The sequence below is a fragment of the Thermosporothrix sp. COM3 genome, from assembly GCF_059696735.1.
Genome location: NZ_AP019376.1, coordinates 6,968,634 through 6,991,486, shown reverse-complemented (window position 1 = coordinate 6,991,486; position 22,853 = coordinate 6,968,634). Strand labels below are relative to the sequence as shown.

The 22,853-nt window shown below is 52.6% G+C and carries 20 protein-coding genes; 6 read left to right on the top strand and 14 right to left on the bottom strand.

The genetic code is table 11. The features are described from left to right. Positions 1-248: 248 nt before the first annotated feature. The 10 genes from KTH_RS29900 to KTH_RS29855 form a co-directional block, all read right to left on the bottom strand. Positions 249-2,435, bottom strand: coding sequence for a xanthine dehydrogenase family protein molybdopterin-binding subunit (locus KTH_RS29900; RefSeq protein ID WP_497622527.1), 2,187 nt, complete (start codon positions 2,433-2,435; stop codon positions 249-251). Then, a complete protein-coding gene (locus KTH_RS29895; protein WP_497622525.1) occupies positions 2,432-3,817 on the bottom strand; it encodes an FAD binding domain-containing protein in 1,386 nt (461 codons plus the stop codon). Before KTH_RS29895 ends, KTH_RS29900 begins: the two co-directional genes overlap by 4 nt. A 210-nt stretch (positions 3,818-4,027) precedes the next feature. Next, positions 4,028-5,275 (bottom strand): allantoate amidohydrolase, encoded by a 1,248-nt coding sequence (locus KTH_RS29890; RefSeq protein ID WP_111322290.1) that lies wholly within the window; start codon positions 5,273-5,275, stop codon positions 4,028-4,030. 210 nt (positions 5,276-5,485) lie between these two features. Further along, positions 5,486-5,995 (bottom strand): fasciclin domain-containing protein, encoded by a 510-nt coding sequence (locus KTH_RS29885; protein WP_111322288.1) that lies wholly within the window; start codon positions 5,993-5,995, stop codon positions 5,486-5,488. Between the two features lie 180 nt (positions 5,996-6,175). Further along, positions 6,176-6,850: a phosphoribosyltransferase gene (locus KTH_RS29880; RefSeq protein WP_111322286.1), complete on the bottom strand. Its 675-nt coding sequence runs from the start codon at positions 6,848-6,850 to the stop codon at positions 6,176-6,178. Between the two features lie 17 nt (positions 6,851-6,867). Next, positions 6,868-7,527 (bottom strand): dienelactone hydrolase family protein, encoded by a 660-nt coding sequence (locus KTH_RS29875; protein ID WP_111322284.1) that lies wholly within the window; start codon positions 7,525-7,527, stop codon positions 6,868-6,870. Positions 7,528-7,557: 30 nt separating this feature from the next. Continuing rightward, positions 7,558-7,965, bottom strand: coding sequence for a DUF2267 domain-containing protein (locus tag KTH_RS29870; protein ID WP_170142571.1), 408 nt, complete (start codon positions 7,963-7,965; stop codon positions 7,558-7,560). A gap of 225 nt (positions 7,966-8,190) precedes the next feature. Continuing rightward, the gene (locus KTH_RS29865; protein WP_111322280.1) at positions 8,191-8,643 is read right to left on the bottom strand and encodes a hypothetical protein; all 453 of its coding nucleotides are present in this window, start codon (positions 8,641-8,643) and stop codon (positions 8,191-8,193) included. A gap of 355 nt (positions 8,644-8,998) precedes the next feature. Continuing rightward, entirely contained in the window at positions 8,999-9,949 is a 951-nt protein-coding gene (gene trxB, locus KTH_RS29860; protein ID WP_111322278.1) for a thioredoxin-disulfide reductase, read from the bottom strand. Between the two features lie 167 nt (positions 9,950-10,116). Further along, a complete protein-coding gene (locus KTH_RS29855; protein ID WP_111322276.1) occupies positions 10,117-11,220 on the bottom strand; it encodes a M20/M25/M40 family metallo-hydrolase in 1,104 nt (367 codons plus the stop codon). Between the two features lie 207 nt (positions 11,221-11,427). On the opposite strand from KTH_RS29855, the gene KTH_RS29850 reads away from it, so the two are divergent. The 3 genes from KTH_RS29850 to KTH_RS29840 all read left to right on the top strand — a co-directional run bounded on the left by KTH_RS29850 (position 11,428) and on the right by KTH_RS29840 (position 13,940). Then, a complete protein-coding gene (locus KTH_RS29850; protein ID WP_111322274.1) occupies positions 11,428-13,062 on the top strand; it encodes a S8 family serine peptidase in 1,635 nt (544 codons plus the stop codon). Between the two features lie 125 nt (positions 13,063-13,187). Continuing rightward, positions 13,188-13,589 carry an iron-sulfur cluster insertion protein ErpA gene (gene erpA / locus KTH_RS29845; RefSeq protein ID WP_111322272.1) on the top strand — a complete coding sequence of 134 codons (402 nt, stop codon included), beginning with the start codon at positions 13,188-13,190 and terminating at the stop codon, positions 13,587-13,589. A gap of 144 nt (positions 13,590-13,733) precedes the next feature. Continuing rightward, on the top strand, positions 13,734-13,940 hold the full coding sequence (locus KTH_RS29840) for a hypothetical protein (RefSeq protein ID WP_111322270.1): 207 nt from the start codon (positions 13,734-13,736) through the stop codon (positions 13,938-13,940). 73 nt (positions 13,941-14,013) lie between these two features. On the opposite strand, the gene KTH_RS29835 is transcribed toward KTH_RS29840, so the two are convergent. The 3 genes from KTH_RS29835 to KTH_RS29825 all read right to left on the bottom strand — a co-directional run bounded on the left by KTH_RS29835 (position 14,014) and on the right by KTH_RS29825 (position 15,576). After that, the gene (locus KTH_RS29835; protein ID WP_170142569.1) at positions 14,014-14,409 is read right to left on the bottom strand and encodes a PleD family two-component system response regulator; all 396 of its coding nucleotides are present in this window, start codon (positions 14,407-14,409) and stop codon (positions 14,014-14,016) included. 13 nt (positions 14,410-14,422) lie between these two features. After that, entirely contained in the window at positions 14,423-14,944 is a 522-nt protein-coding gene (locus KTH_RS29830) for a hypothetical protein (protein WP_111322266.1), read from the bottom strand. An 83-nt stretch (positions 14,945-15,027) separates the two neighbouring features. Next, positions 15,028-15,576, bottom strand: a complete 549-nt coding sequence (locus KTH_RS29825; protein WP_497622520.1) for a histidine phosphatase family protein — start codon at positions 15,574-15,576, stop codon at positions 15,028-15,030. Positions 15,577-15,835: 259 nt separating this feature from the next. Between KTH_RS29825 and KTH_RS29820 the strand changes: the two genes are divergently transcribed. Next, the gene (locus tag KTH_RS29820; RefSeq protein ID WP_111322262.1) at positions 15,836-16,480 is read left to right on the top strand and encodes a TetR/AcrR family transcriptional regulator; all 645 of its coding nucleotides are present in this window, start codon (positions 15,836-15,838) and stop codon (positions 16,478-16,480) included. Positions 16,481-16,534: 54 nt separating this feature from the next. Here KTH_RS29820 and KTH_RS29815 read toward each other — a convergent pair whose 3' ends face one another. Continuing rightward, on the bottom strand, positions 16,535-18,568 hold the full coding sequence (locus tag KTH_RS29815; protein WP_497622518.1) for a GAF domain-containing protein: 2,034 nt from the start codon (positions 18,566-18,568) through the stop codon (positions 16,535-16,537). Between the two features lie 549 nt (positions 18,569-19,117). Here KTH_RS29815 and KTH_RS29810 point away from each other — a divergent pair. Both KTH_RS29810 and KTH_RS29805 read left to right on the top strand, forming a co-directional pair. Next, positions 19,118-21,454 carry an ATP-binding protein gene (locus KTH_RS29810; RefSeq protein ID WP_497622517.1) on the top strand — a complete coding sequence of 779 codons (2,337 nt, stop codon included), beginning with the start codon at positions 19,118-19,120 and terminating at the stop codon, positions 21,452-21,454. Continuing rightward, complete coding sequence (locus tag KTH_RS29805) at positions 21,451-22,848, top strand: sigma-54-dependent transcriptional regulator (protein ID WP_497622515.1); 1,398 nt, start codon at positions 21,451-21,453, stop codon at positions 22,846-22,848. The genes KTH_RS29810 and KTH_RS29805 overlap by 4 nt, the downstream gene beginning before the upstream one ends. Positions 22,849-22,853 lie beyond the last annotated feature (5 nt).

Genomic DNA, 22,853 nt, shown 5'->3' with positions numbered 1-22,853 from the left:
GACAATGTCACAGGGGTTCACCCGGCCCCACTTTCCACAATGCCAATATATCCCCCTCTGGCATCAATCCTCATTATTCGTTTTCTATTATAAGGTCTACCTCTTCTATTATAAGTTCCCCCTTGATGTAAGCACAACCATTCTCACGAAATTCCCATAAAAATACAATAATCGTCTGCCTTTCCCGCAGATCAGCAGAGAAAGGCAACGCACTGAAATTCAATATACACAGGAATATAATTCGATCTTCAATCGTTTTGCATTGCAGAGGAAGTGCTGGCATTTTCTTGAATTGCGGCCAGAACACGCTCAGGTAGCATTGGAAGCTGTGTAATCCAGACGCCCGTTGCCTGCTGGATCGCGATGGCAACCGCAGAAGCGAACGGGACAAGCGGCATCTCTGCCATGCCACGTGCACCATACGGTCCATTCGGATCAGCCTGTTCCAGTAGAACCGAAACGATTTCATCGGGCATATCGGCGGCTGTAGGTAGCGCGTACTCACCAAATTGGCGAACCAGTGCCCGGCCCTCCTTGAACGGAAAGTCTTCAAGCAAAGCATACCCGATAGCTTGCGCAACTCCACCCTCAACCTGCCCCGTGATCTGTTGCGTATTAATCGCCTTGCCAACATCGTGAACACTGATGACACGCCGAACATGCACAACGCCGGTCTCTCTATGAACCTCAACCTCTACCGCTTGCGCAGCATAGGCATAGCAAAAACCAAGCTGTCCCCGCTGTGGCACAGGTTCCAGCGGGATGGTAGTCGGTGGCTGATACTGTACGGTAGCCTCAGCACTCTCCTGATCGGTATCGCTCCACTTCTCCCGGGCCACCCGGGCCGCCTCTTTGACAGCGCGTCCGGCAACCAGGGTTATGCGAGAAGCCGCTGTACATCCGGCATCTGGAACCGTACCGCTTTCATGACACACCAGCGACACCCGCTCCAGTGGCAACTGAAGCGTCTCAGCCGCGATCTGCTGTAACGTCAGATGCGCCCCCTGTCCGACATCAGCCGCGCCAATCCGAACTTCAGCTCGCTCCAGCTCGGCGGTTCCAAAGACCGCCACCGTCGCTGTGGCCTGCTCAGGGAAGCCAAAGGAATACCCCATACATTTGACGCCGCATGCGAGGCCGATTCCTCTCCTGACCTCCTCGTTCGGCTGTTGGTCCTCTCTGTGCCAACGCTTCTGAACCTCTTCAGCACATTTTTCCAGCACAGCCGACGCGCTCACCCCAGGAGGCAAAGGAGCGTGCGCAAGTTCTGTACTGCCCTCCCGTACCATATTGCGTCTGCGAAACTCCACCGGGTCCAGCCCGAGCTTTTGCGCCAGACGGGTCACCATGCACTCGGTCGCAAAGTGGATCTGCGGCGCGCCAAACCCGCGAAAAGCTCCCGAGACTCCGTTATTTGTATACGCCACATAGCCATCAATTTTGATATGTGGCACCTCATAACAGCCGCTGGTCAGCAGAGCCATTACCTTGAGGATCTCAGTACTGGTAGAGGCATACGCACCACCATCCGCCAGAATCTCGGCCTCTACTGCTGTGATGAGTCCGTTACGGCGAGCCCCCCAACGACAGTGTATCGTTGTCGGGTGCCGCTTATGATGTCCGATAAAAGATTCTTCCCGGCTCCATACCAGCGCAACCGGGCGGCGCGTCTTCCAGGCAGCGAGCGCCAGGAGTGGCTGGACATACACATCATCTCTACCACCAAACGCACCACCAACCGCAGCATAGCGCACAATAACCTGTTCCTCAGGAAGCTGTAACATACGAGCAATCTGTCTGCGGTCCTCGTATAGCCATTGGCCCGCCGTCTCCACAACCACACGGCCCCGCTCATCGATATAGCTGATCCCGGCCTCGGTCTGGAGAAAGGCATGCTCCTGCCATCCTGTCCGAAATTCTCCCTCTACAATAACATCTGCCTCCTGAAGGGCACGAACAGGATCGCCCTTGCACAAAGGCAAATGCAGCAGACAATTTGAGCCGTGCTGTTCGTGTACCAATGGCGCCCCTTCACAAAGCGCCTCGCGTGGATCAGTGACCGCGGGCAGATCTTCATAGAGAACGTGTACCTGATGGGCCCCCTCTTTTGCCGCACGCTTGTTTTCCGCCAGCACCAGCGCCACACGATCCCCTTCAAAGCGCACCTTCTCCCCGCACAGAACAGGCTGATCCGGTAAGATCGGCCCCAGGCAGTTGAAGGGAACATCTTGCGCTGTCAGGACGGCCACAACGCCGGGAACCTGTAATGCCTTCTCAGTCTCAATTGCAAGAATCCGCGCATGCGGTCGTCGCGCAAACACAACCTGAATCTGAAGCATATGTGGCTGTACCAGGTCGGCAGGATATCTGGCCTGACCGGTGACTTTCTCCAACGCATCAGGCCGTGGTAGTGCCTTCCCGATTATCTCTGTCATATCTGCCTCGCAGTGTGAAGAATTGCTTCAATGATTTTCAGGTATCCTGTACACCGGCACACATTGCCGCTCAAGGCTTCACGGATCTGTTCCACATCCGGATTGCGTTTCTCTTCCAGCAATTTTCCCCCGGCCATCAGCATTCCCGGAGTGCAGAAGCCACACTGAACAGCACCACACTCAATAAAAGCCTGCTGTAGCGGATGCATTGTTTTCCCTTGTGCCAGTCCCTCAACCGTCGTTACAGTGGCGCGATGTGCTTGCCAGGCCGGCACCAGACAGGATACAACCGCCTTACCATTCAGCCAGACTGTACAGGCACCACATCTTCCCTCAGAGCACCCCTCCTTTGTGCCAGTCAACCCGAGATCTTCCCGAAGGAGTTGTAACAGTGTCTTCTCCTGCCCCTCGGTGAGCCAGTAGCGCTGACCATTGACCGTCAACTCAAGCTCGCGGGTTACAGGCTCCAGCTCCTCGCTTGTCGGCACTATCGTTTCCAGCAACACCGGGTCACCCTTCCACTCCGGGACTTCCTCCGCGATCTGGTGCAATCCTTGCGCAACCAGAACAGAGAGCATATGCCGACGGTACTGCGCCGAACAATGGGACATCTCTTCAAAAGAAATATCAGTGCTTGCCAGCCTTCCCGCCTCCTTCCATACGGATGCCTCAAGCTTCTGTCCGAGCAAAAATTGTTCGGCCGAAACAGCGCGTTGCAGTGCCGCGCTGGAAGCGCCTGGAACTATCCGAGCCTCATGAATCATACCGTGCTCAAGCGTAAGCAGGATCGCCAGGTTGACCACCGTCACAATCTGCGCACGTCGAACACCAAGCTTCAGAAAGCAGCCACGCTGGCTTTTCTGCATCGCAGGCACCCGGATCTCCCGTACCAGTTCACCGGTACGCAGGGCGGTTCTGTAGGCGCCGTAGTAGAAGTCTTCAAGGGGAATGGCCCGTTCACCCTGCTTGTCGAGAAGAACCAGTTCAGCCCCAAGCGCTGCAAGAGCAGGGAGCATGTCACTTGTGGGAGCTGCGGTAACAAGGTTCCCGGCAATGGTGCCACGGGTGCGAATCTGTGGAGAGCCAACTTCCCGACATGCCTGTACGAGAGGAAAGGCATACTGTTGACAAACGGCCGATCGAAGAACATCATTGTAGGTAGTCAGAGCTCCTATGGCGATGGTGGGAGTCGCAGTGCTCCTATGATTGTAGCGTATATATCGCAGTTGAGCACTTACACCCGTCAGATCGATCAGGGTAGGAATAGAGCTCTCATCACGTTGCAATTCAGCCAGCACATCATTGCCACCTGCAATCATCCTTGCCTTACCTGCATGTTGCTGTATCAATTCCAGCAATTCATTCAGGGATCGAGGCCTCAAATAGGTCTGCCACATGCCTCACCTCTTTTTCTGTTTCACTCCGGCTGCCACGATACGCCAGACCCACGTGCACTTTTCGGGATATCCACTACTATGAACGTCTACCCTGTCAACTTTTTTCTCACCAACCTGAGTATTGCCCACACGTCCTGACTATACGCAACCCCAGAAGAAATGGAAGCATTCACGTGCCGTCATAAAAGAGACGAACTACAAAACGTGCTGCTTCAGCAGCAGGAAAAAACGCTCCATCACCCTGATTGCCTGTGCCACATCCTCAATACATACCGATTCGGCGGGATGATGACTGATACCACCCAGACAGCGCACAAACAGCATCGCGATATCCGTGCATCGACTCATAATCATCGCATCGTGGCCCGCACCGCTCGGTAGAGCACAGGGCATACCTCCCACCTGATCTATAGCCTGCTCAAGCAGTTGCATCAGCCAGGGCGTACAGGGAATAGTCGGCGTCTCCTGCATCTCCTCACGCGCTACCTGAATTCCGCGCCGGGTGCAGATCTGTATTGCCTCCTCAAAGAGCTTCTGATCAGCCTCGCGCCGAATCGCATCTACCTGATGCCGCACATCCAGACTGAGCGACACCCGCCCGGGAATTACATTGATGGCCCCGGGACTCACCTGGAGCTGACCCACCGTCGCCACCAATCCCTCAACCGTACCTGCGTAGCGCTCAACGGCCAGCACAAACTCAGCAGCCGCACACAGTGCATCCCGACGCAAAGCCATTGGTTGTGTCCCGGCATGATTGGCCTCGCCTTCAAACACCAACTTACAGCGACTCAACCCGGTAATAGCAGTCACAACCCCGACTGGAAGTCCCTTCGCCTCAAGTACAGGTCCTTGCTCAATATGCACCTCACAGTACCCCAGCCAATCATCATACCGTTTCTGCTCACTACAATGAAAAATAAGTGCCTCAGGCTTGCCCCCGAAATGTCGAATAGCCTCAATCAGTGGAATACCTTGCTCATCCGTCAAATAGAGAATCGACTTCTCAAGCGATCCTGTCAACGCCTTACTTCCCAGAAAAGGATAGTGATAGCGTAACCCTTCTTCATCAGCAAACCCGATGATCTCAAGAGCAAACGGAAGCCGCTCGCGTCGATCATGTAATAGCTCAATGCCAGCCAGCGCCACCAGCACCCCGAGTACTCCGTCATACTTTCCCGCATCACGAACAGTGTCAAGATGCGAGCCAAGCAGAAACACCTTCTCGCTGCTCCCCTGTCCCTCATATCTGCCGATGATATTTCCCGCGTGATCCTGCCGGGTCGCCATCCCTGCCTGACGCATCCAGGTCTCAACCAGCCGATTGACCTCCTTCATGGGATGTGAAGCAAAACGTCGGGTCAGGCGGCCATGCTCTTCACTATAGCCTGCAAGCACATCACAACGTTCCATTACGGTGCGAGCAACGTCTGCGATTTCCATATCATTTTCTCCCGGATCCTGAAGGGCCACAAACGTTCATCAACTGAAAACGCCGATCCTGTTCACCGTTAATACGAGATCCTGCCCAAATAGATGCTCTCTGTCTCAGTATAGCATAGCTGATGACAGCACCTCTTGTTTCCTCTGAGCCACAAAAAAAAACGAGCAGCAAGCCATCTTCTGGCAGTGCCGCTCATCCCCTTTCTTCCGCTAAGGTGTCGATTCGCCGGGGGCACGCGCGAGAAAATCATCAACGGAGAGATCAGGGGGCCATAACACCTTATCAATCACATGGATGACCCCATTATCTGCCTGAACATCAAGCTCGATCACGTCCACGCCTTCCACTCGCAGTTCATCCTCAACCCCAAAATCGACGCGTAACAAATGGTCGGAGAGCGTTTGTAGCTGCATCTCTTCCACCCGGTTCTCTCCACTGGCCTGCATACTGCTCTCCCAGGCCTCACGCATCTCGCCTACCGACAATCTCAATGGTACAATATGGAACTTCAACAGCTCGGTAAGCTTGCTATTTTCGCGCAAGAGATCAAACACGTTCAATGGTAAATCCTCAAACGCTTTATCATAGGGGGCAAAAAGGGTAACAGGCTGATCTCCCTGTAAGATATATTCCAGCCCTGTCGCTCGAATCAGCGTGTCCAGTGCAGTAAAGGTCACAGGATAGCTCTTCTCCTGCAAGACGTTCTCTATATTGCTCATAGCTTTTCCCTTCTGTCAGCAGTGAGAGTTTGACAAGAGACTCTGCTACACCTAGCACGCTTCCTTTCAATGAAAAGTGACTCTGGCAACGCAAGAGAGACTTGCAGGCTTCCCCGAAGGGCAGCTTTTTCAGGGGAGCGGGAGAAAGCAGCTTGAAGGACATGGGAAGCGCCACCAGCATCACTGGTTCCACGATGGCACTGGTATCTCCTTTGTCGCCCGCGTGAGCAGCGCTCGAACCTCATCATCAGAGGTCTGAGCAAAGTTCTCATACCAGAGCCCGACGCCAAAAAAAGGCTCCGGCCGACGCACACAGACCATCTCATCCACTTCCTCAGCAAGTTCAGCGCACGTCGAAGGTGCGGCCACGGGCACCGCTACAACCACCCGTTGTGGTTGCTTCTGCCTCACAGCCCTGACCGCCGCCCGCATAGTTGCGCCGGTCGCCAGACCATCATCAATCAGAATCACCGTTTTACCACGGAGCACCGGCATTGGACGATTATCACGATACTCCTGTGTTCTGCGTTCCAGTTCTCGCTGTTCCCTCTCGGTGGCCTGTTCAATCGTGTTCTCAGGAATACCAAGCGTTCCGATCACCCCGGCATTTAACACGCGGATGCCTCCGCTGGCGATTGCGCCCATAGCCAGCTCTTCATGGCCAGGAGCCCCGAGCTTGCGTACAAGAAACACATCCAGGGGAGCATGCAACGCCCGAGCAACCTCATACGCAACAGGCACACCACCACGAGGAAGCGCCAGCACCAGCACATCCCGGCGGTTTGCATACTGCATCAGATGAGTTGCAAGCGTTTGTCCTGCTTCCTGACGATCTTTATAGCGTCCTTCCACCATTGCCGCACCTCCTTTCCTTAGCCTGCAAGATAACGCTGAAACCACGTACGCGCCAGAGCCGCGACCTGTTCCAGTGCTCCGGGCTCTTCAAACAGATGGGTGGCGCCCTCAACCACGTCCAGTTGCTTCTCAACCTGTAGCACATCATATGCCTGACGATTGAGTTCCAGAACCTGCGGATCTCGTAAGCCAACGATCAACAACGTAGGAGCTTTTACCTTTTTCAATGCAGCACCCGCCAGATCGGGCCTACCTCCACGAGATACCACCGCCTTCACCAGTAGTGGATGTTGACTGGCCGCGACCAGTGCGGCGGCAGCGCCTGTACTGGCCCCAAAGTAGCCAAGCGAGAACTGCGCCGTTTTCTCGTTGACACTCAGCCACTCGCTTGCCCTTCCGACACGTTCACTCAACAAATGAATGTCGAAGCGGAGCGCCGCTGTCACTTGATCCTGCACCTCTTCATCCCGTGTCAAAAGATCCATCAGCAGTGTGGCAATTCCCGCCTCCTGAAGCACCTGCGCGACATACAGGTTACGCCGGCTAAAGCGACTGCTGCCACTGCCATGCGCAAACAGAACAATCCCCTGAGCGCCCTCCGGTATAGCGAGCGTTCCATCAAGGGTAATCACATCATTGATCGGGATTTGACATTCCTGCTTCTGTACATCAGTCATAATTCTGGCCTTCCTTTCTCGGGAAGGACGTTAAAGCTCAGGTATTTCGCCCTCGTTCTGGACATCAAACAGCCGAGCAATATCGTTCGGTAACTGTGCCTTGAGATGGTCCAGTTGCCCGATCGTAATGGCTTCCGCGAGGACAGCACAGACCACACGAGTATGTCTGGTTGCCTCCTGCAAACCGACGTCCTCGCGCTGGCTCACACGTTGAAAGAACTCATCAAGTGAGAAACGCTCGGCCTCACCACCTGGCCGTGAGCTCCGCATAGAGTCCGCGATCTCTGGTGGCAATTGAGCGGACAAGTTCTGACATTCCTCTGCGGTCAGATGCTCCGAAAGCGTCTCCACAGTGGCCTGAATCGCGTTTTTCGCTTCGACACGAGAGCCAATCTCTGCCCTCTTCATTACTTTGCTGATTATTTCATCAGCTTTCACGGTATCCCTCCTGTTCCTTTGAAAACCTTGCATCTCAGTCCTCTATACCTCACGTTTCGTCAGCAGGGAAAGTGACGAGCAGGAAAAGCGGGAGCCATCCAGAGAGGTCACAGCGTTCGCCCAAAAGAAAAAAACGGCTTCTCAATTCTGGCCTGAGAAGCCGATGCTACATCATCGTGTAGAAAAAAATCAGGGAAGGCGGTTCTCTTCCCTGCTGCGTTGTTCCTATTCCAGAATAAAGCTTCCTGAAAGCTCGCGCCGTAAGGCCGCCTTCTCTTCCTCGTTAATCGGCTGTTTCTGTGCCGACCCCTTCCATACAGACATAGGGCTGGTTGTCTGTGCGGCAAACTCATCTATCATAATTTCCTCCAGGAAAGAGGATTCCTTTTTCTGCTCGTTGCCTTCATCTTTCCCGGTTTCTTGCGCTTGTGGTTGCTGTGTCTCTTCGGACACGACAGGTGTTACATTGTATTCAGTCAATGGAGCCGTAGCTTGCGGTGTCAGCGTATCCACGCGCAAAGCGAAACGTGTTCCACAGATGTCAATGTAGACGCCACGTCCCTCTTTTAATTCCTGAATCTGAAGGCGTAATTCGCGGTTCTCTGCCTCTAATGCCTCCATCACCTTTTGTTGCTGGATAATGGATTGCATAAGAAGCTCAAAGCTGTTACCTCCCATAAAAAGTCCCTCCAAGAATTCTTTCGATCATAAATACCCCACTTACCGAGTTGTCCATTCCATAGAACTGAGAACAACGCTTCCCTGATAGAGACGTATCAATACATGCTACAGTAACATAGAGCAAACCTTTAGTACTGAAAAGAGTGTAAAAAGTCTTCAACCCGTGATCTTTAGTCTTCTCTATTGCTGCATTTCTTCTGATTGGCCTATTCTCTCTTTGTATGGTAGCAGCGCCGCTATCAACACACAGTGAACCGGCTCACATTCATCTGCCTGACCTTCCTCAAAGTGCGAAAAAAAGTGAGCCATCGTCTTGATGGCCCACTCTCAGGATACACATGTAACGCTTTTATTAGTCCCAGCTCTCAACACCCACATCGAGCCCCTGAGCCTCCAGCCAGCGCTCGACATCAATCGCGGCCTTACATCCTTCTCCTGCGGCAGTGATTGCCTGACGATAACGATGATCAGTAACATCACCCGCCACAAACACACCAGGAATGTTGGTCATTGTATGCTCAACCGGGATAATATACCCGTGCTCATCCATCGTAATGATGTCTTTGAACAGCGAGGTATTCGGCTGATGGCCGATAGCGACAAAAACGCCCTGTGTTGCCAGTTCCTGTTCTTTGCCGGTCTTCACGTTGCGCAATTTCACCGCTTCCACAGACTGCTCACCCAGAATATCAACGACCTCTGAATCCATCACGCATGTAATCTTCGGATTCTTCAGGACACGTTCCTGCATGATCTTACTGGCCCGGAAGGTATCACGCCGATGGATCAGCGTCACAGTATTGGCATAGCGCGTCAGGAAGCTTGCCTCCTCCATCGCGGTATCACCACCACCGACAACAACCACATCCTTGCCCTTGAAGAAGAAGCCATCACAGGTTGCACAGGCAGAGATGCCACGACCCTGCAAACGCTTCTCAGCGGGCAATTCCAGCCATTTTGCACTCGCGCCCGTCGCAATAATGACGGTCTGGCCGAAGTACTCGCCGAAATCGGTGGTCACTTTAAAGGGACGCTCGCTGAAATCGACAGCAGTGACATCCTCAGGGAGCAACTCCGCCCCGAAGCGTTGCGCCTGCTTCTCGAATTTCTCCATCATCTCCGGCCCAAGAATACCATTCTCAAAGCCGGGGTAATTCTCTACTTCACTGGTCAACATCAACTGTCCGCCAGCCTGGTAGCCCTGCAACACCAGCACCGACAGATTGGAACGAGCAGCATAAATTGCAGCCGTGTAGCCTGCCGGTCCAGAACCAATTATGATCGTGCCGTAAATCTTTGACATGTATCGTTATCCTCGTTCACTTGTTAGCTTGCTCTGCTATTATTAACATCCACCACCCGGGTTTTATGCCCTGTGCACATACTGCCAGCCACTATTCGACCTGGAGAGCAAGACATCAGGAAGTATCTCCCGGATATTGTATGCATATCGCATGTCTATTGCAGGGATTATACACCCTTTTCAGACTGAGAACCAGAACGCCACCGCTCCAACACCGCGAGAGTATCGATAACCAATTGTTCCAGCGGAGCCAGCGGCACATACTCATCAAAGGTGTGCTCATTGACAACGCCGGTAGAGACCGTAAACGCACGAATCTCCGGACGGAACCCGCTCGTATCGCTGCCGATAAAAGTTGGCCGCAGGCGCAACGTCTCACCACGTGCGGCGAGTACAGAACGGTACACCTGTAACAACGGCTCATTCTCATCTACATGATATCCCTGTGAGTGCGGGCTGAAGGCCACGGTTGCCTGACCACCCATCTCGCGGGCCGCCTGTTCAAAAGCGGCTTCAAGTTCACGCATATACTGTTGCCTGACCGCAAGCGGCTCAAAGCTGCGTAGCTCCCCTTCAATCCGCACCTCGGCGGGAATCGCGTTGCGAGACACACCACCTGTAATCTTCCCGATGGAGATCCGTGTGCGGTCATCAGCCAATGAGCCATGTGGATAGCGTGCCCGATGAAAGATCTCGATCGCGTTCACGGTCCGTGAAAGATCCTTCCCGGGATGCCCGGTCCGCCCGGTTAACACGATATCGAAGGCCTCGTAAGCTGCGCCCTCAGAAACCACAACCCCCGCCTCATAGGCATTATCAAATACCAGACCATCCCGCACATTCCAGGGACGCGATTTCAAGCGCGCTGCCCCACATAGCCCAGCCTCTTCCTGTACGGTAAAGGCCAGCACCAGCGGGGGATGAGGGATCCGCTGCTCCGCCAGACGGCGCACCACTTCAAGGATAATGGTAATCCCGGCAGCATCATCGGCTCCCAGATTGGTTTTTCCGTCGCTGTAGAGCACTCCGTCACGTAGCACTGGTTCATGACCGAGTCCAGGCGGCACCCGATCCATATGTGCATTCAGCATCAAAGCCGGGCCTTCTCCCGGTATGGTCGCAATCAGATTACCAACCTCGTCAACCTCAAACGCTATACCCAGGTGTTCCAGACGCTTCTGAAGATAGGCGCGAACATGATCTTCGTGCCCGGAGGTACTTGGTAAGCGCACAATTTCAACCAGAGTTGTGAAGAGTTCCCTGGAATACATCTTTTCTCTCCTTTACAGTAAAACTGTTTCTACCATAAAAGTTGTGCCAGCACACCCGGCTTGATTATAACAAATAGGCCAGAAAAGTTACCTGATTGTTTCTCGTTCACTGTTCAGCTATAATACAGCGCAAGGGAATACACGTGATGCGGCATTCTCGTCAGCTTTCAGCTAGCACCACTACATGTGGAGGGGGATTTATCGTGCATGTCTCGTAGTTCTACGGAGATCATGGGTACACCAAGTGAGCTTTTCTACTGGATTCCTGGTGAAATGATATTGGTGGCCCGTTTACCGGGTTTACCTATTGATGACTCCACAGACGCCCTTGTTGAACAGATCCGTTTACAACTCAATACCTTTCTCTCACAATATCAGCTTACATTGGAGCTCTATGGCACAGCAGGACGCTGGCGGACAACCCCTACGCTTCCACCGATTCGCCGCCGCTCCTTTATCTTTGGCCTTCACCGCAAGCAACCGCTGTTGGCGATCTTCTTTCATGTAAGCCACACTGATGCCAGCATCAGCGACCCCGTTCCTATGACCATCTCTTACATTCAATCACGGCTGGACTATTTTTCACAACAGGGCTTACACATCGTCTCCGCAATGCCTCACTGGTTGGTGACAACTGCCACCCATTTCTATGGCGAGGGGGGGCCGGCATTTCCTCCCCAACCAACACCAACCCTGGCCGCGCCGTCTCCGAACAATGCACTGGCTGGCTGGCGTGTTAAATTGTTACATCAGCATTTTCCGGTAGATACCCGAGGCGCCGAAGATGTACAGGTTGCGATTCTTGATACCGCGCTGCATCCTGATCGTATCCTGACCGCCGCCAGTCGTCCAGAATTGCGCCGGAACTGGCTGCTTCAGCGTCTTGCCTCCGATCTGCGGCAGAATGATGGCTCTTTTGTGGTTGAATATGACCGTTATGCTCCGACAAACGATGTTCGGACCGGACGCGATATCTACAACGATACTCGCTATTACCCAATGCCCGATCATGGCATCTCGCTGGCTGGCCTGGTTCGCGATGTCGCGCCTCGAGCCCGCATCCGGCTGATTCGCGTGCTGAATGATTACGGGGGTGGAGATCTCTATAGCCTGATCGCGGCTCTCAGCGACCTTGAACGTGAGCTTGTCACAGGCACCACACGCCGCCTGGTTATCAACCTCAGCCTGACAATCATGCCTGATATCCGTCGCCTTCCCTATATCTGGCTCGATCATCGCGACTGGCCTACCACTCAGCTTTCAGGCATCACACGCATTCTAGACCATATTGAAGCTGGCCTACGCCTTCTCTGTGAAAGCCTCTATTCTCATGGAGCACTGCTTGTGGCAGCAGCGGGTAATGATTCGGTCGAGGCGGTCAAACAGGGATTGCCACCTCGTCCGCCGCGTGCTCCTGCTCGCTTCGACTCGACACTGAGTGTAACGTCTGTCAACAGTAATTTTACTCCGGCACTCTACGCAAACGCCGCCAACATTGCCCCTTCGGATACCGGGGTTGCAACCTTTGGGGGGGATCTCTATGGCTCTACCGATAAGCAGGGACTCCCCGACGCAGTTCGTGGTGTATATATTTCGCCCACTTATCCAAATGGAGAAATGAATACATCCGGGTGGGCGGATTGGAGCGGTACATCCTTTGCCGCGGCGATCATTACCGGCCTGGGCGCTCATTTGCTGTCTCAGGGATGGTCGGCCTCAAACTCCATGCTTCGTTTAACCGGTGGGCAAGAGTTTACCAGTGAGCGTCTTTTTGGCATGCCACCAGAAGCCCCGAGCTTGCTCGGGAATATTATTCGAGTGCAACAGCGTTTTGGTTTATGAGGAGCGTCTGCTTGACGCTTCATTTTGTGCAGTATATAATACGGCTAAATAACGCTGTAGATACTGTCCAGTATATCTAGAATCAAGTTCAGGGTTATCACAACCCTCAGTGAAGAGGTGAATACATGATTGAGCAGAACCAGCAAACGGCGACAGAGGAACAGGTTATCACAATGACCCCTGCCGCAGTCGAGAAAGTCTCGGAACTCCTCCAGCAGGAAAATGATCCCAGCCTTGGCCTGCGCATTTTTGTCGCTGGTGGTGGTTGCTCTGGCCTCCAATATGGTATGACTCTTGATGAAGAGCAAGAAGGCGATACCGTTATCCCGGTCAATGATTTCAAAGTCTTCATTGATGAGATGAGCATTACCTATATCAGCGGTAGCGAAGTAGACTATGTTGACAGCCTGATGGGCGCAGGCTTCACCGTGAATAACCCGAATGCGGTTTCTACCTGTGGTTGCGGCCACTCGTTCCGCACCGCAAACGGTGGTGGTGAGGCTCGCAGCTGCGCTTGCGGTCACTAATCCCGTAACCAAACAGGCATTAGCAGCCCCTCGGGGCTGAGTCTGGATCATACCTGAAAGGTTCCTCCCTGTTGCATTATCGACATGGGAAGGGACCTTTTTTGTTTTTTTCCAGTATTCTCATTTCACAAGGAGTGTGTGCTGATGAGTAGTCGCATTGCCCATCGTCCCCGTTTTCGGGCTCTTCCACCGCAAGCCTTTACGCGTTTCCCCGCTCAGGCATACAAAAAATACTATCTGGCACGCTGGACGTATCGCCCACAGCACTCAACCTATGAAAAGCATCCTCTAGGTTATGGATTGACCCGTATCCCCTACGGGATCAAGCACCTTTTCTTGTTCTCCCGATAAGCTAAAAGGGAAAAAGAGAGATGCCGGAACTATTTGTCCGGCATCTCAACAGTGTTTGCAAGGCCTTCTATGCTTAGTGGCCCTCTTCTTCCCCTTCAGACACAACCGTTTCCGGGGCCTTCATCATCCGTTGCACCAGATCGGGCATATCTTTTGCGAACTTGGAATTCGCAATGACTTTCAACGCTCCCGCCTGTAATGCCTTTGCCCGGGCCTCCAGATCCATATGTGAGCCGAAAGCCAGAACAGGAACATTCTGCGCCCGGGCGGCTCGGATGGCAGCTTCCCAGTCAACCCGTTGAATCGCGATATCCACAATTGCCAGTGCAGGCTTGTCCTGCTCAAGCCGCTGCTCAAATGCGGTCAGCGTGCGCGCAATCTGAGCATCAATCTCGTGATGGCGCAAGGTATCACGAATTTTCACGGAGAAGAACAGATCATTCTCCAGCGCCACTACTTTTACTGTCACAGACGGTCCTCTTCTAGTCTTCGGTACGCTCGTAGACCGGGCGTCGGAACCGATCCCCCAGTTCCTGATTCAAGATATCCAGATTCATATACAGTTCGGGAGTCAGCACATGATGCGTGCCGGTGCAGTACTCCTTCGCACACTTCTTAAAATGGCTGGTCTCCATGATGAGGTTATTATCCTCAACCGTAATCCAGATGCGTTTACGCGAGTAGCCATCACCCCATTTGAGGATCAGACCATCTTTATATTCATCAAAGCGACCCTGTCCATAGAGAAAGTCGCGGTTGAACATCTCAAGAATTTGACGTACACGGCTCACATGCACCACGCGCTCCACTTCCGGGCGCATTTTGGTTGTCGCCTCTTCCGCAAGGTCTTCCTCGGGAATAGTAAGCTGCCGTGAAGTCTGCTGTTCTTCGCGGATCATCTGTTGAATCATTCGGGCCTCTTCATCCGAGAGACTATGACTTTGTCCCAGGATAGACGCTCTTCTTCTCCGCTGTTGTTCCTCAGGATAATCGGCAGGTGCCACGATTCATCTCCTTTTTTCACCTGACAATATTTATGCTCGTTCTCTTACTGTACCACGCGCCCTCCCACTTTTTCCATAGCGCATCAACGTTTCTGCCAGATCCGTTCCACGATGGGAAGAGCTTTCATTGTCACACAGAAGACATCTGGATTGGTCATCATCTTCCACGTTTCAAAACCATAGCTGGTATCAAACGAGTGCAATAAAAGTGCAGTCAGGTTGCCATGCGAGACAAGCAGCGTGCTCTGTGCAGGAGTCGCCAGCGCCTCCTGAACAACGGCCCGCGCACGCTTCTGCGCTGCTCGCCCACTTTCGCCACCCTCAAAACAGAGATCCACATCCACAAAGCTCTGGCGTAAACATTCAAGCCAGTTCTCCAGCGGGCCAGCGCTTAGCACCCGCTCTTTCAGCCGCTCATCCAGCTCAATCTCAAGCCCAAGCTCCCGGGCCAGGGGAGCAATTGAGTCAACCGCCCGCTTATACGGACTGGAGATAATACGCTCAATAGATGTCTGTTGCAGCAAAAAAGCGGCCAGTTCCTCTGCTTGCTCTTTGCCACGTACCGATAAAGGAGCCTCAGGTGCCTGTCCAAGCGCCTCACAATGGCGCACAATATAGATTACTTTTTCCATTGGTTATTTTCCTGTATATCAGAAAAAACGAATTCTTGATACCTTACAGCCAGATACGGCCTTGCTGGCAGCCTACCATGCCTCTACGCCCCATTACAAGCCGGGACAAACTGAGTCCATGAGAGAATAGACAAGCTTGACAATATCCTGACTGACATCTAAAATTATGACTACATAGTCATCATGAACGAACTCATTGTATGAGAAAACACAGCACGGGCAGGAGCCTCAAAAACCGGACCCCCAGGAAGGACAGAGCATGCAGCATACATCCACCTCTCACCGTTCTCTGAAAGAGAAACAGCGTCAGGAACGGGAGCGACTCATCCTTGCGGCAGCCGAAGAGGTTTTCACACAGAAAGGCTACCATGAAGCCTCTGTTGATGAGATCGCTGCTCGCGTTGGCATCGCAAAAGGAACCATCTACCTCCACTTCTCAAGTAAAGAGGAAATCCTTGCTGCCATTTTCGCACGAAGCATGCAGAAGATCCTCTCAGATATTGATTTGACTCTCGATGCCGATACCACACCTCAGGCCAAGCTAGAGGCAATTCTCCTTCAATTTTATACTGGCTTCTATAGCCGACAAATGCAGCTTCTTTATGCAATCTTCCATAGCCCGGACTCGAAACGTATTCTAATGGAGAAAAACGAGGGCAACAAGACATTACAAGAGACATGGAGAGCGCTGGCCGATCGGATCGCGAAGGTGCTGGAGGAGGGAAAAGCAAACGGCAGCGTTGATAAAGATACCCCGACAAACATTATGGTCAGTGTTTTCTTCAGCCTGACTTCGCCCCGCAGCTATGAGCGCCTGATTGTCGAAGATCATATGACCCCGGAAGAGGTCGCAAGATACCTCGCTCGCGTCTACTTCAAGGGAGTTGCCGCCCAGGGCTCATAGTATCAACCCCCCCGCAAAAATGGGGACCCGTTTTGAACGAGTCCCACATGGCGCTTATTCGCCTCGCGAGCGCAATTTGTATACCTTAATGGCAACCTGTAAGGTCAGCCAGTTTTTCCGCTCCTGTAAATCAATGCTGCAAAGGGATTGAAGCCGCTCCAGACGCTGAATTAACGTATTACGATGCACATATAAACGTTCCGCGGTTCTGGTCAAGTTCCCCGCACATTCGAGATAGGTTTCGAGCGTATCCAGTAGATCGGTGTTCTTGCGCTTATCGTACATATCAATTTGCGCAATCTGTTCCTGAAACACATCACGCAAATTATCCATATAGGCAATCTTATATAGATAACGATACACACCGAGGTCATTAAAATGGGTGACACAGAAATGCTCGCGCTGCATACTATCCTGCTCATGATGCAGGCTTGTCCCGATTTGTAGCGCTTCCTGCGCCTCCATAAACCCCTGACGATAATCGGGGATGGTACGACAGGCATTCCCAATACCGATACTCAACACTATCCGATACTCACTATAGAGCTGATACGCCAGATCTTGCAGCCAGCGTTTTAAGCGACCGCCGCTCACATCCTTATGCAATGCAATCAGGAACGTCAGCACATTCTCCTGCTCATAAAATACCGAGCCCGGGAAACTATCCTGCACACGCCGCCACACCATACTGTTAATGCTCTTATACGTTGTCTGGGGCGTGCCCCCCGAGGCGAAGCGCTTTTCCTCTCCTGAACGGCCACTATCAGCAGGCCGCTCCTCCTGGCGCGTGATTTCGACCATCAGCACAGCATGTGGCTTGCTGAGATCGCAACCGAGAAAACGCGCCCGTTGCCGCAGCGAATCTTCCAATTCTAGCCGCCCCTGCATCAGATCCTCAAAGAACCCCTTAACCATGTTCTTCTGCGCAAGCTGATTCATCAAATAACTATTCTTAATCGCCATCGCGACCTGATTGGCAATCGTGGTCAGCAGGGTTTGATCTTCTGACGTAAAGCGACGCGATTTGCTGCTGTAGCAGTTAATCAGGCCCAGTTGTTCCGCTCCAGCAATCAGAGGTGCGGAGATCAACGCTTTATATTTCGAGCCACGTAACGGGTTTAGCTGCCCAAAAGAGCCACCCTCAACCTCCTCCTCTTCTTCCAACGGGGGAACCAGTAGCTCAGGGTTCTGTAATTCGCGTAGCTGCTCCAGTGTATGCCGATCTACGTTGATTGTCTGCATGCGTGCGTGTTCGTTCAGGTTCGGAGCCGTGGCATGCACGGTTAACCGTCGAGCATTGCGCACTCCTTCCCCATCCCGGGTTTGATCCATCAGCATAATCACGCAGAGATCAACTTCCATAATCTGGACAGTCAGAGTGGCAAGCGAGCGAAGCATATCATCTAAATAGAGACCAGAACTGATTGTCTGGCTTAAGACCGAGAGAGAGGTTAAAATACTGAGCTTTCGCTGTGTACTCTCATAGAGTTGCGCGTTCTCTATCGCACTGGCAACCAGGGCAGCGATATTACTGATAAAGCTGCGATGCTGCTTGGTAAATTCATGAGGAGCTACCGCCTGGAGCGTGATGACACCTGTCAACCGATTATCTTTGCCAATAATCGGCACACTAAGAATAGACTGAAACTGCTCTTCATGTAATTCAGGAATATAATGAAAACGTGGATCAGAAAGCGCCTCTTCGCGTAGATAGATCGGCTTACGATGAAGCGCCGCCCACCCCGTGATTCCTTCACCAAGCGCGATCGTAATCCGGCCTACCAGAGATTGATAGTGCTCCGTTGCACTGGCTAACACCAGTCGCTCTTTATCACTGTCATACAGATAAATAGATGCGACATCACAGGAGGTTGCACGCATTACCGCATCCAATAAACGGCGCAGCACCTCATCCATTTTGAGCGTGGACCCAACCGTAGAGATCACTTCATTGAGAAGCGCGTTCTCCTGGGACCGTAGCTCAAGCATTTTCTGTAACCTGCTATTCTCCTGACGCAGACGCTCAAGAGTTTTCTCCACAGGTTCAGCAGAAGAAGGCAGTTGATTTGAACCGGCCCTGGATGACATGAAACCTCCCTTACCTTAAAACAAAGCTATATGGACAAGCAAAAACAGTGCACCTGCAAAAAGAAGGAGGGAAAGTATACGATCAATTCTCTTTTTTGCGCAATCGATTACAAAGGTACCCCTTTCCCTTCCATCAATTGCTGCTACAAATGAACGCAATTATGGACATTCCATACATAATTGCGCATGAGCTATTGTACTCTTTTTCCGCCTACCCGTCCAGTGGAAAGCGCCCTCATGCCATAGCAAAACTCGACAAAAAACCTCCACATAAGATATACTGTAGTATCGTTTCTTCTCCTCAATGCATAACTTCTCTTTCTACAATGCGAGTAGGCTGCTCGCCAAATAATGACAGTCTATTCATGAATCCCCGTATCTTCGTGCAATGTATGCTCACATCTGGTATAGTAGTGATACCTGATCGATAAAAGATGTTTGACCCGCTTCTCCGGTTCACAAAAATTCGATCTTTGCTGCGACTGGATGCGGGTTCTGCCCGAGGGTAGACGTGCCAAAAGCTTGCGGACTGTGTACGAAGGGGTTGTGATGGCAGAAGTACAGCAGCATCAGACAGATATGTTACATACGCCTGCAATAGTCAACGCACTGCTCCACGATTGCAGCGCGATTGTAGACTACCGCACACTACTGGATAGCTTGCCGCGCCGCCTGACCTCACTACTTCATTGTCGCTGCGTTCTCCTGTATCAGCGTATCGAGGACACGCTGCAATTTGTCGCAGGCTCATTTGATGACAAGCCCGGCTGGTCGGCCGCCCTTCTCACTGTCGCACATATCAATCCGTTGAGCCTCACCAGCAACACACCAGAGGCCTGCGCATGGCGCGAAGGACATATTATCTTTGTGCCAGCCACACAGCCGACGCTGCTGGCAGTGCCGCTCGTCTATCGGCACCATCGGATCGGCGTTCTGGTCGCCATTCGCAGTGCAACCTTTGAAGAAAGTGAGCAGGAACAGAGAACACTCCCATCGATATGGAGTGCAGAGGAAGTGCAGATTGTCGGCGCACTCAGTGGCGTCATTGCACTTTTACTCGAAAATAGTCGACTGCTGGAACGCGATCAGGAACGGATGCGCGAACTTACCCTGCTCAATACCATCAATACGAGGCTCCATAGCACCCTGAACGCGCCGGAACGCCTGCATAACCTGGTACTACAGCAGGCAAAAAACATCTCTACCGCAGATGTCTGTGTGCTACTAACAGCTCCCGACCAGCAGGATGACGCTTCCTGGCTTTCGCCCCTGATGCGAGAAGCCCTGTTTCGCCTGTTCCAGAAAAACCACTCCGCTGAGCCGCTCCTGCTGGAACAGCCCGGAACCCCGCAGACTGCCACACTACTCTCCTATCTGCCAGGCACAATCAAGACCTTTTTTGCCGTCCCGCTGCTCAGTCAACATGGTGAAGCTCCACACCCAGACAAAAGCCGCGTTCAGGAGCCGCTGCGCTATCCTCGTCTCCAGGGTATTCTTGCGGGTGGCTTCTATCGTCCCTGGAAAATACGCAAGGGAGAGCTGGCCCTACTGTGCGTGCTGGCAAATCAGGCCGGAGCCATTCTAGAAAACAGCCATCTGCTGCTTGAAGTGATTGAGGCCCGCAATGAAGCGCGAAAGCTGTTACGACAGGTTCTCGACGACCGACGTTTCAAAGAGCTTATTCTGGAGAGTATTCCAAGCGGGCTGATAACAACCGATGCCAACGGCGTCATTACCTCTTTTAATCGTGCCGCAAAGACGATTCTCGGCTATCACTCGCGCGAGGTTATTGGTCAGCCACTAGACCATATTCTTGATCTACGGCACTTTATCCCCAATCCGGAGCTTGAGCTATCTCGCACCGGGGAACACCCGGCCCTGGGCAGCGAGCAATCAACAGGGCCGATCAAGACAGGCAGCAGGGGCACGCTCCAAACCAGAGACCGCCATGAGCGCAGTATTCTGCTGGATGTCAATATTCAACGGCTGCATAACACGCAGGGCGGCACTCTGATTACGTTTACAGATATCACCCTTCTGCAACGGCTTGAAGAAGAGAAACGACGGCTTGACCGGCTGGCAACGCTGGGCGAAATGGCCGCAAATGTTGCTCATGAAGTCAGAAATCCGCTGGCTTCAATCAAAACATCAATGCAATTGATGCTGGAAGATCTAAATGAAAGCCCTACAATCGATGATATGCAAGATCTACAGGGATCAGCGTCTGTGGTTCTCAAAGAGATCGAGCGTCTCGACGCCATTGTGCGTGATCTGCTTCTGTTCGCCAAACCCCGACAGCTACAGCGTACACCATGCTATCTACCAGAAATCAGCGATCGAGTACTGCATGCACTACAAAGCCAGTGCGAAGCGGCGCAGATTACCGTTCAACGCGCTTACGAGCAGGTTCCGCTGCTTCGGGTCGATAGTGGGCAGATAGAACAGGTTCTGTTTAATCTCTACCTTAACGCGTTGCAGGCGATGCAGGATGGCGGCACACTCACTGTTCGCTGTCAGCAGCGTTCGGCAGAGGAAGTCTGGCGCGAGAGCCAGGAACAGGCATCAAACCTGACCATGTCCGGCCTGTTGCGCCCGGGAAGTTCCATACCACCGCACGCCGCCTTCTGGGTCGATCTCTCGGTACACGATACCGGACGAGGTATCACGCCTGAGCAGCTTGAACGTATCTTTCAGCCGTTCTTTACGACAAAAGCGCATGGTATCGGACTGGGTCTGGCAATCACCCGCCGTCTGGTCGAAGATCATGGAGGATATATCAAAGTTGAGAGTCACCCGGGCAAAGGCACTACTATGACGGTGCGCCTGCCCGGCATACCCGAAGCTGAAACCCGCCCGGAGCAGGGCAGTATACGAGGTAAGCTATGAGTCTGAGTATCCTTATTATCGACGATGAGCCCCATTTACCGCACCAACTGGCACGATTTCTCAAAAAGCGAGGATACGAAGTCTATACCGCAGCGGATAGCCTATCTGGCTTGCGTGAGCTACAACATAACCCTATTGATCTTGTGCTCCTGGATCTTCGTCTGCCCGGTCTGAGTGGCCTGGAAGTTTTGCAGCAGATTCGCACAATGGATGCGGAGCTTCCGGTTGTGATTCTTACCGCCCACGGTGATGTGCAGACAGCAGTCAAGGCGATGAAGCTTGGCGCATCAGATTATCTTCTGAAAGGCTTTGATCTGGAAGAATTGCTATTGGTAGTGCAACGAGCCCTTGAAACAAGTGCTATGTCGCGCGAATTACGCCAGCTCAGACAGGAAAGAAGCGACAACTACCACTTCAGTCATATCGTGGGGCAGAGTGAACGCATGCGAGCCGTCTTTGCGCTGGTAGACAAGGTCGCTCGCAGTGATGCCTCGGTCCTGATTATGGGAGAAAGTGGCACCGGGAAAGAGGTTGTCGCCCGCGCCATCCATGAGCAGAGTAGCCGTTCCTCTGGCCCATTTCATCCATTGAATTGTGCGGCAATCGCTCAAAATTTGCTGGAAAGTGAACTGTTCGGCTATGAACAATACGCGTTCACTGATGCCAAAAAGCAAAAGCGTGGCCTCCTTGAGCTTGCCGAAGGCGGAACGCTGTTCCTCGACGAAATTGGTGAGATGCCACTTGATATGCAGGCAAAACTGCTGCGTGTGCTGGAAACCCGGTCATTCTTTCGGCTTGGTGGGAACAAAGAGGTGAGGATCAACGTCCGCGTTCTGGCAGCTACCAATCGAGATCTCGAGCAGGCCATGAAAGAGGGGCTCTTTCGCTCTGATCTCTATTATCGGCTTGCTGTGCTGAAAATCATGCTTCCACCGTTGCGCGAGCGCCCGGGTGATATTCTGTTGCTGGCCGCCCGCTTTATCGAGGAGTTTAACCGCTCCCTCGGACGTAATGTGCATAAGATCTCGCCTGAAGCGCAACAACTGCTGCTACGCTATAGCTGGCCCGGGAATGTGCGCGAACTGAAAAATGTGATCGAGCGAGCCATGATTCTCAGTTCCAGTGATGAACTACTCCCCGCTCATCTGCCACAGGAGATTGTTGGCAATGAGAAGCAGCGCCCGGCTTCGTCCCTTGATCCCTGGGATCAATGGTTGAACTCTCATCCATTGGGCGCTGTCTCGCTGGAAAAGATCACGGAACAGATAGAGCAACACTTTATTCGTTGGGCGCTGGAAATGACCAAACATAATCGCACCCGAGCCGCAGAATTGCTAGGCTTTGCCAAAGTCGACCAGTTACGCTATCTGATGCGCAAGCATGGTATCGAATAAGAGAG

What these genes read in the sequence shown, in the direction of transcription:
- KTH_RS29900 (WP_497622527.1), bottom strand. Translation starts at nt 2,435, where the DNA reads ATGACAGAGATAATCGGGAAGGCACTACCACGGCCTGATGCGTTGGAG.
- KTH_RS29890 (WP_111322290.1), bottom strand. Translation starts at nt 5,275, where the DNA reads ATGGAAATCGCAGACGTTGCTCGCACCGTAATGGAACGTTGTGATGTG.
- KTH_RS29885 (WP_111322288.1), bottom strand. Translation starts at nt 5,995, where the DNA reads ATGAGCAATATAGAGAACGTCTTGCAGGAGAAGAGCTATCCTGTGACC.
- KTH_RS29880 (WP_111322286.1), bottom strand. Translation starts at nt 6,850, where the DNA reads ATGGTGGAAGGACGCTATAAAGATCGTCAGGAAGCAGGACAAACGCTT.
- KTH_RS29875 (WP_111322284.1), bottom strand. Translation starts at nt 7,527, where the DNA reads ATGACTGATGTACAGAAGCAGGAATGTCAAATCCCGATCAATGATGTG.
- KTH_RS29865 (WP_111322280.1), bottom strand. Translation starts at nt 8,643, where the DNA reads ATGGGAGGTAACAGCTTTGAGCTTCTTATGCAATCCATTATCCAGCAA.
- trxB (WP_111322278.1), bottom strand. Translation starts at nt 9,949, where the DNA reads ATGTCAAAGATTTACGGCACGATCATAATTGGTTCTGGACCGGCAGGC.
- KTH_RS29855 (WP_111322276.1), bottom strand. Translation starts at nt 11,220, where the DNA reads ATGTATTCCAGGGAACTCTTCACAACTCTGGTTGAAATTGTGCGCTTA.
- KTH_RS29850 (WP_111322274.1), top strand. Translation starts at nt 11,428, where the DNA reads ATGTCTCGTAGTTCTACGGAGATCATGGGTACACCAAGTGAGCTTTTC.
- erpA (WP_111322272.1), top strand. Translation starts at nt 13,188, where the DNA reads ATGATTGAGCAGAACCAGCAAACGGCGACAGAGGAACAGGTTATCACA.
- KTH_RS29840 (WP_111322270.1), top strand. Translation starts at nt 13,734, where the DNA reads ATGAGTAGTCGCATTGCCCATCGTCCCCGTTTTCGGGCTCTTCCACCG.
- KTH_RS29825 (WP_497622520.1), bottom strand. Translation starts at nt 15,576, where the DNA reads ATGGAAAAAGTAATCTATATTGTGCGCCATTGTGAGGCGCTTGGACAG.
- KTH_RS29820 (WP_111322262.1), top strand. Translation starts at nt 15,836, where the DNA reads ATGCAGCATACATCCACCTCTCACCGTTCTCTGAAAGAGAAACAGCGT.
- KTH_RS29815 (WP_497622518.1), bottom strand. Translation starts at nt 18,568, where the DNA reads ATGTCATCCAGGGCCGGTTCAAATCAACTGCCTTCTTCTGCTGAACCT.
- KTH_RS29810 (WP_497622517.1), top strand. Translation starts at nt 19,118, where the DNA reads ATGGCAGAAGTACAGCAGCATCAGACAGATATGTTACATACGCCTGCA.
- KTH_RS29805 (WP_497622515.1), top strand. Translation starts at nt 21,451, where the DNA reads ATGAGTCTGAGTATCCTTATTATCGACGATGAGCCCCATTTACCGCAC.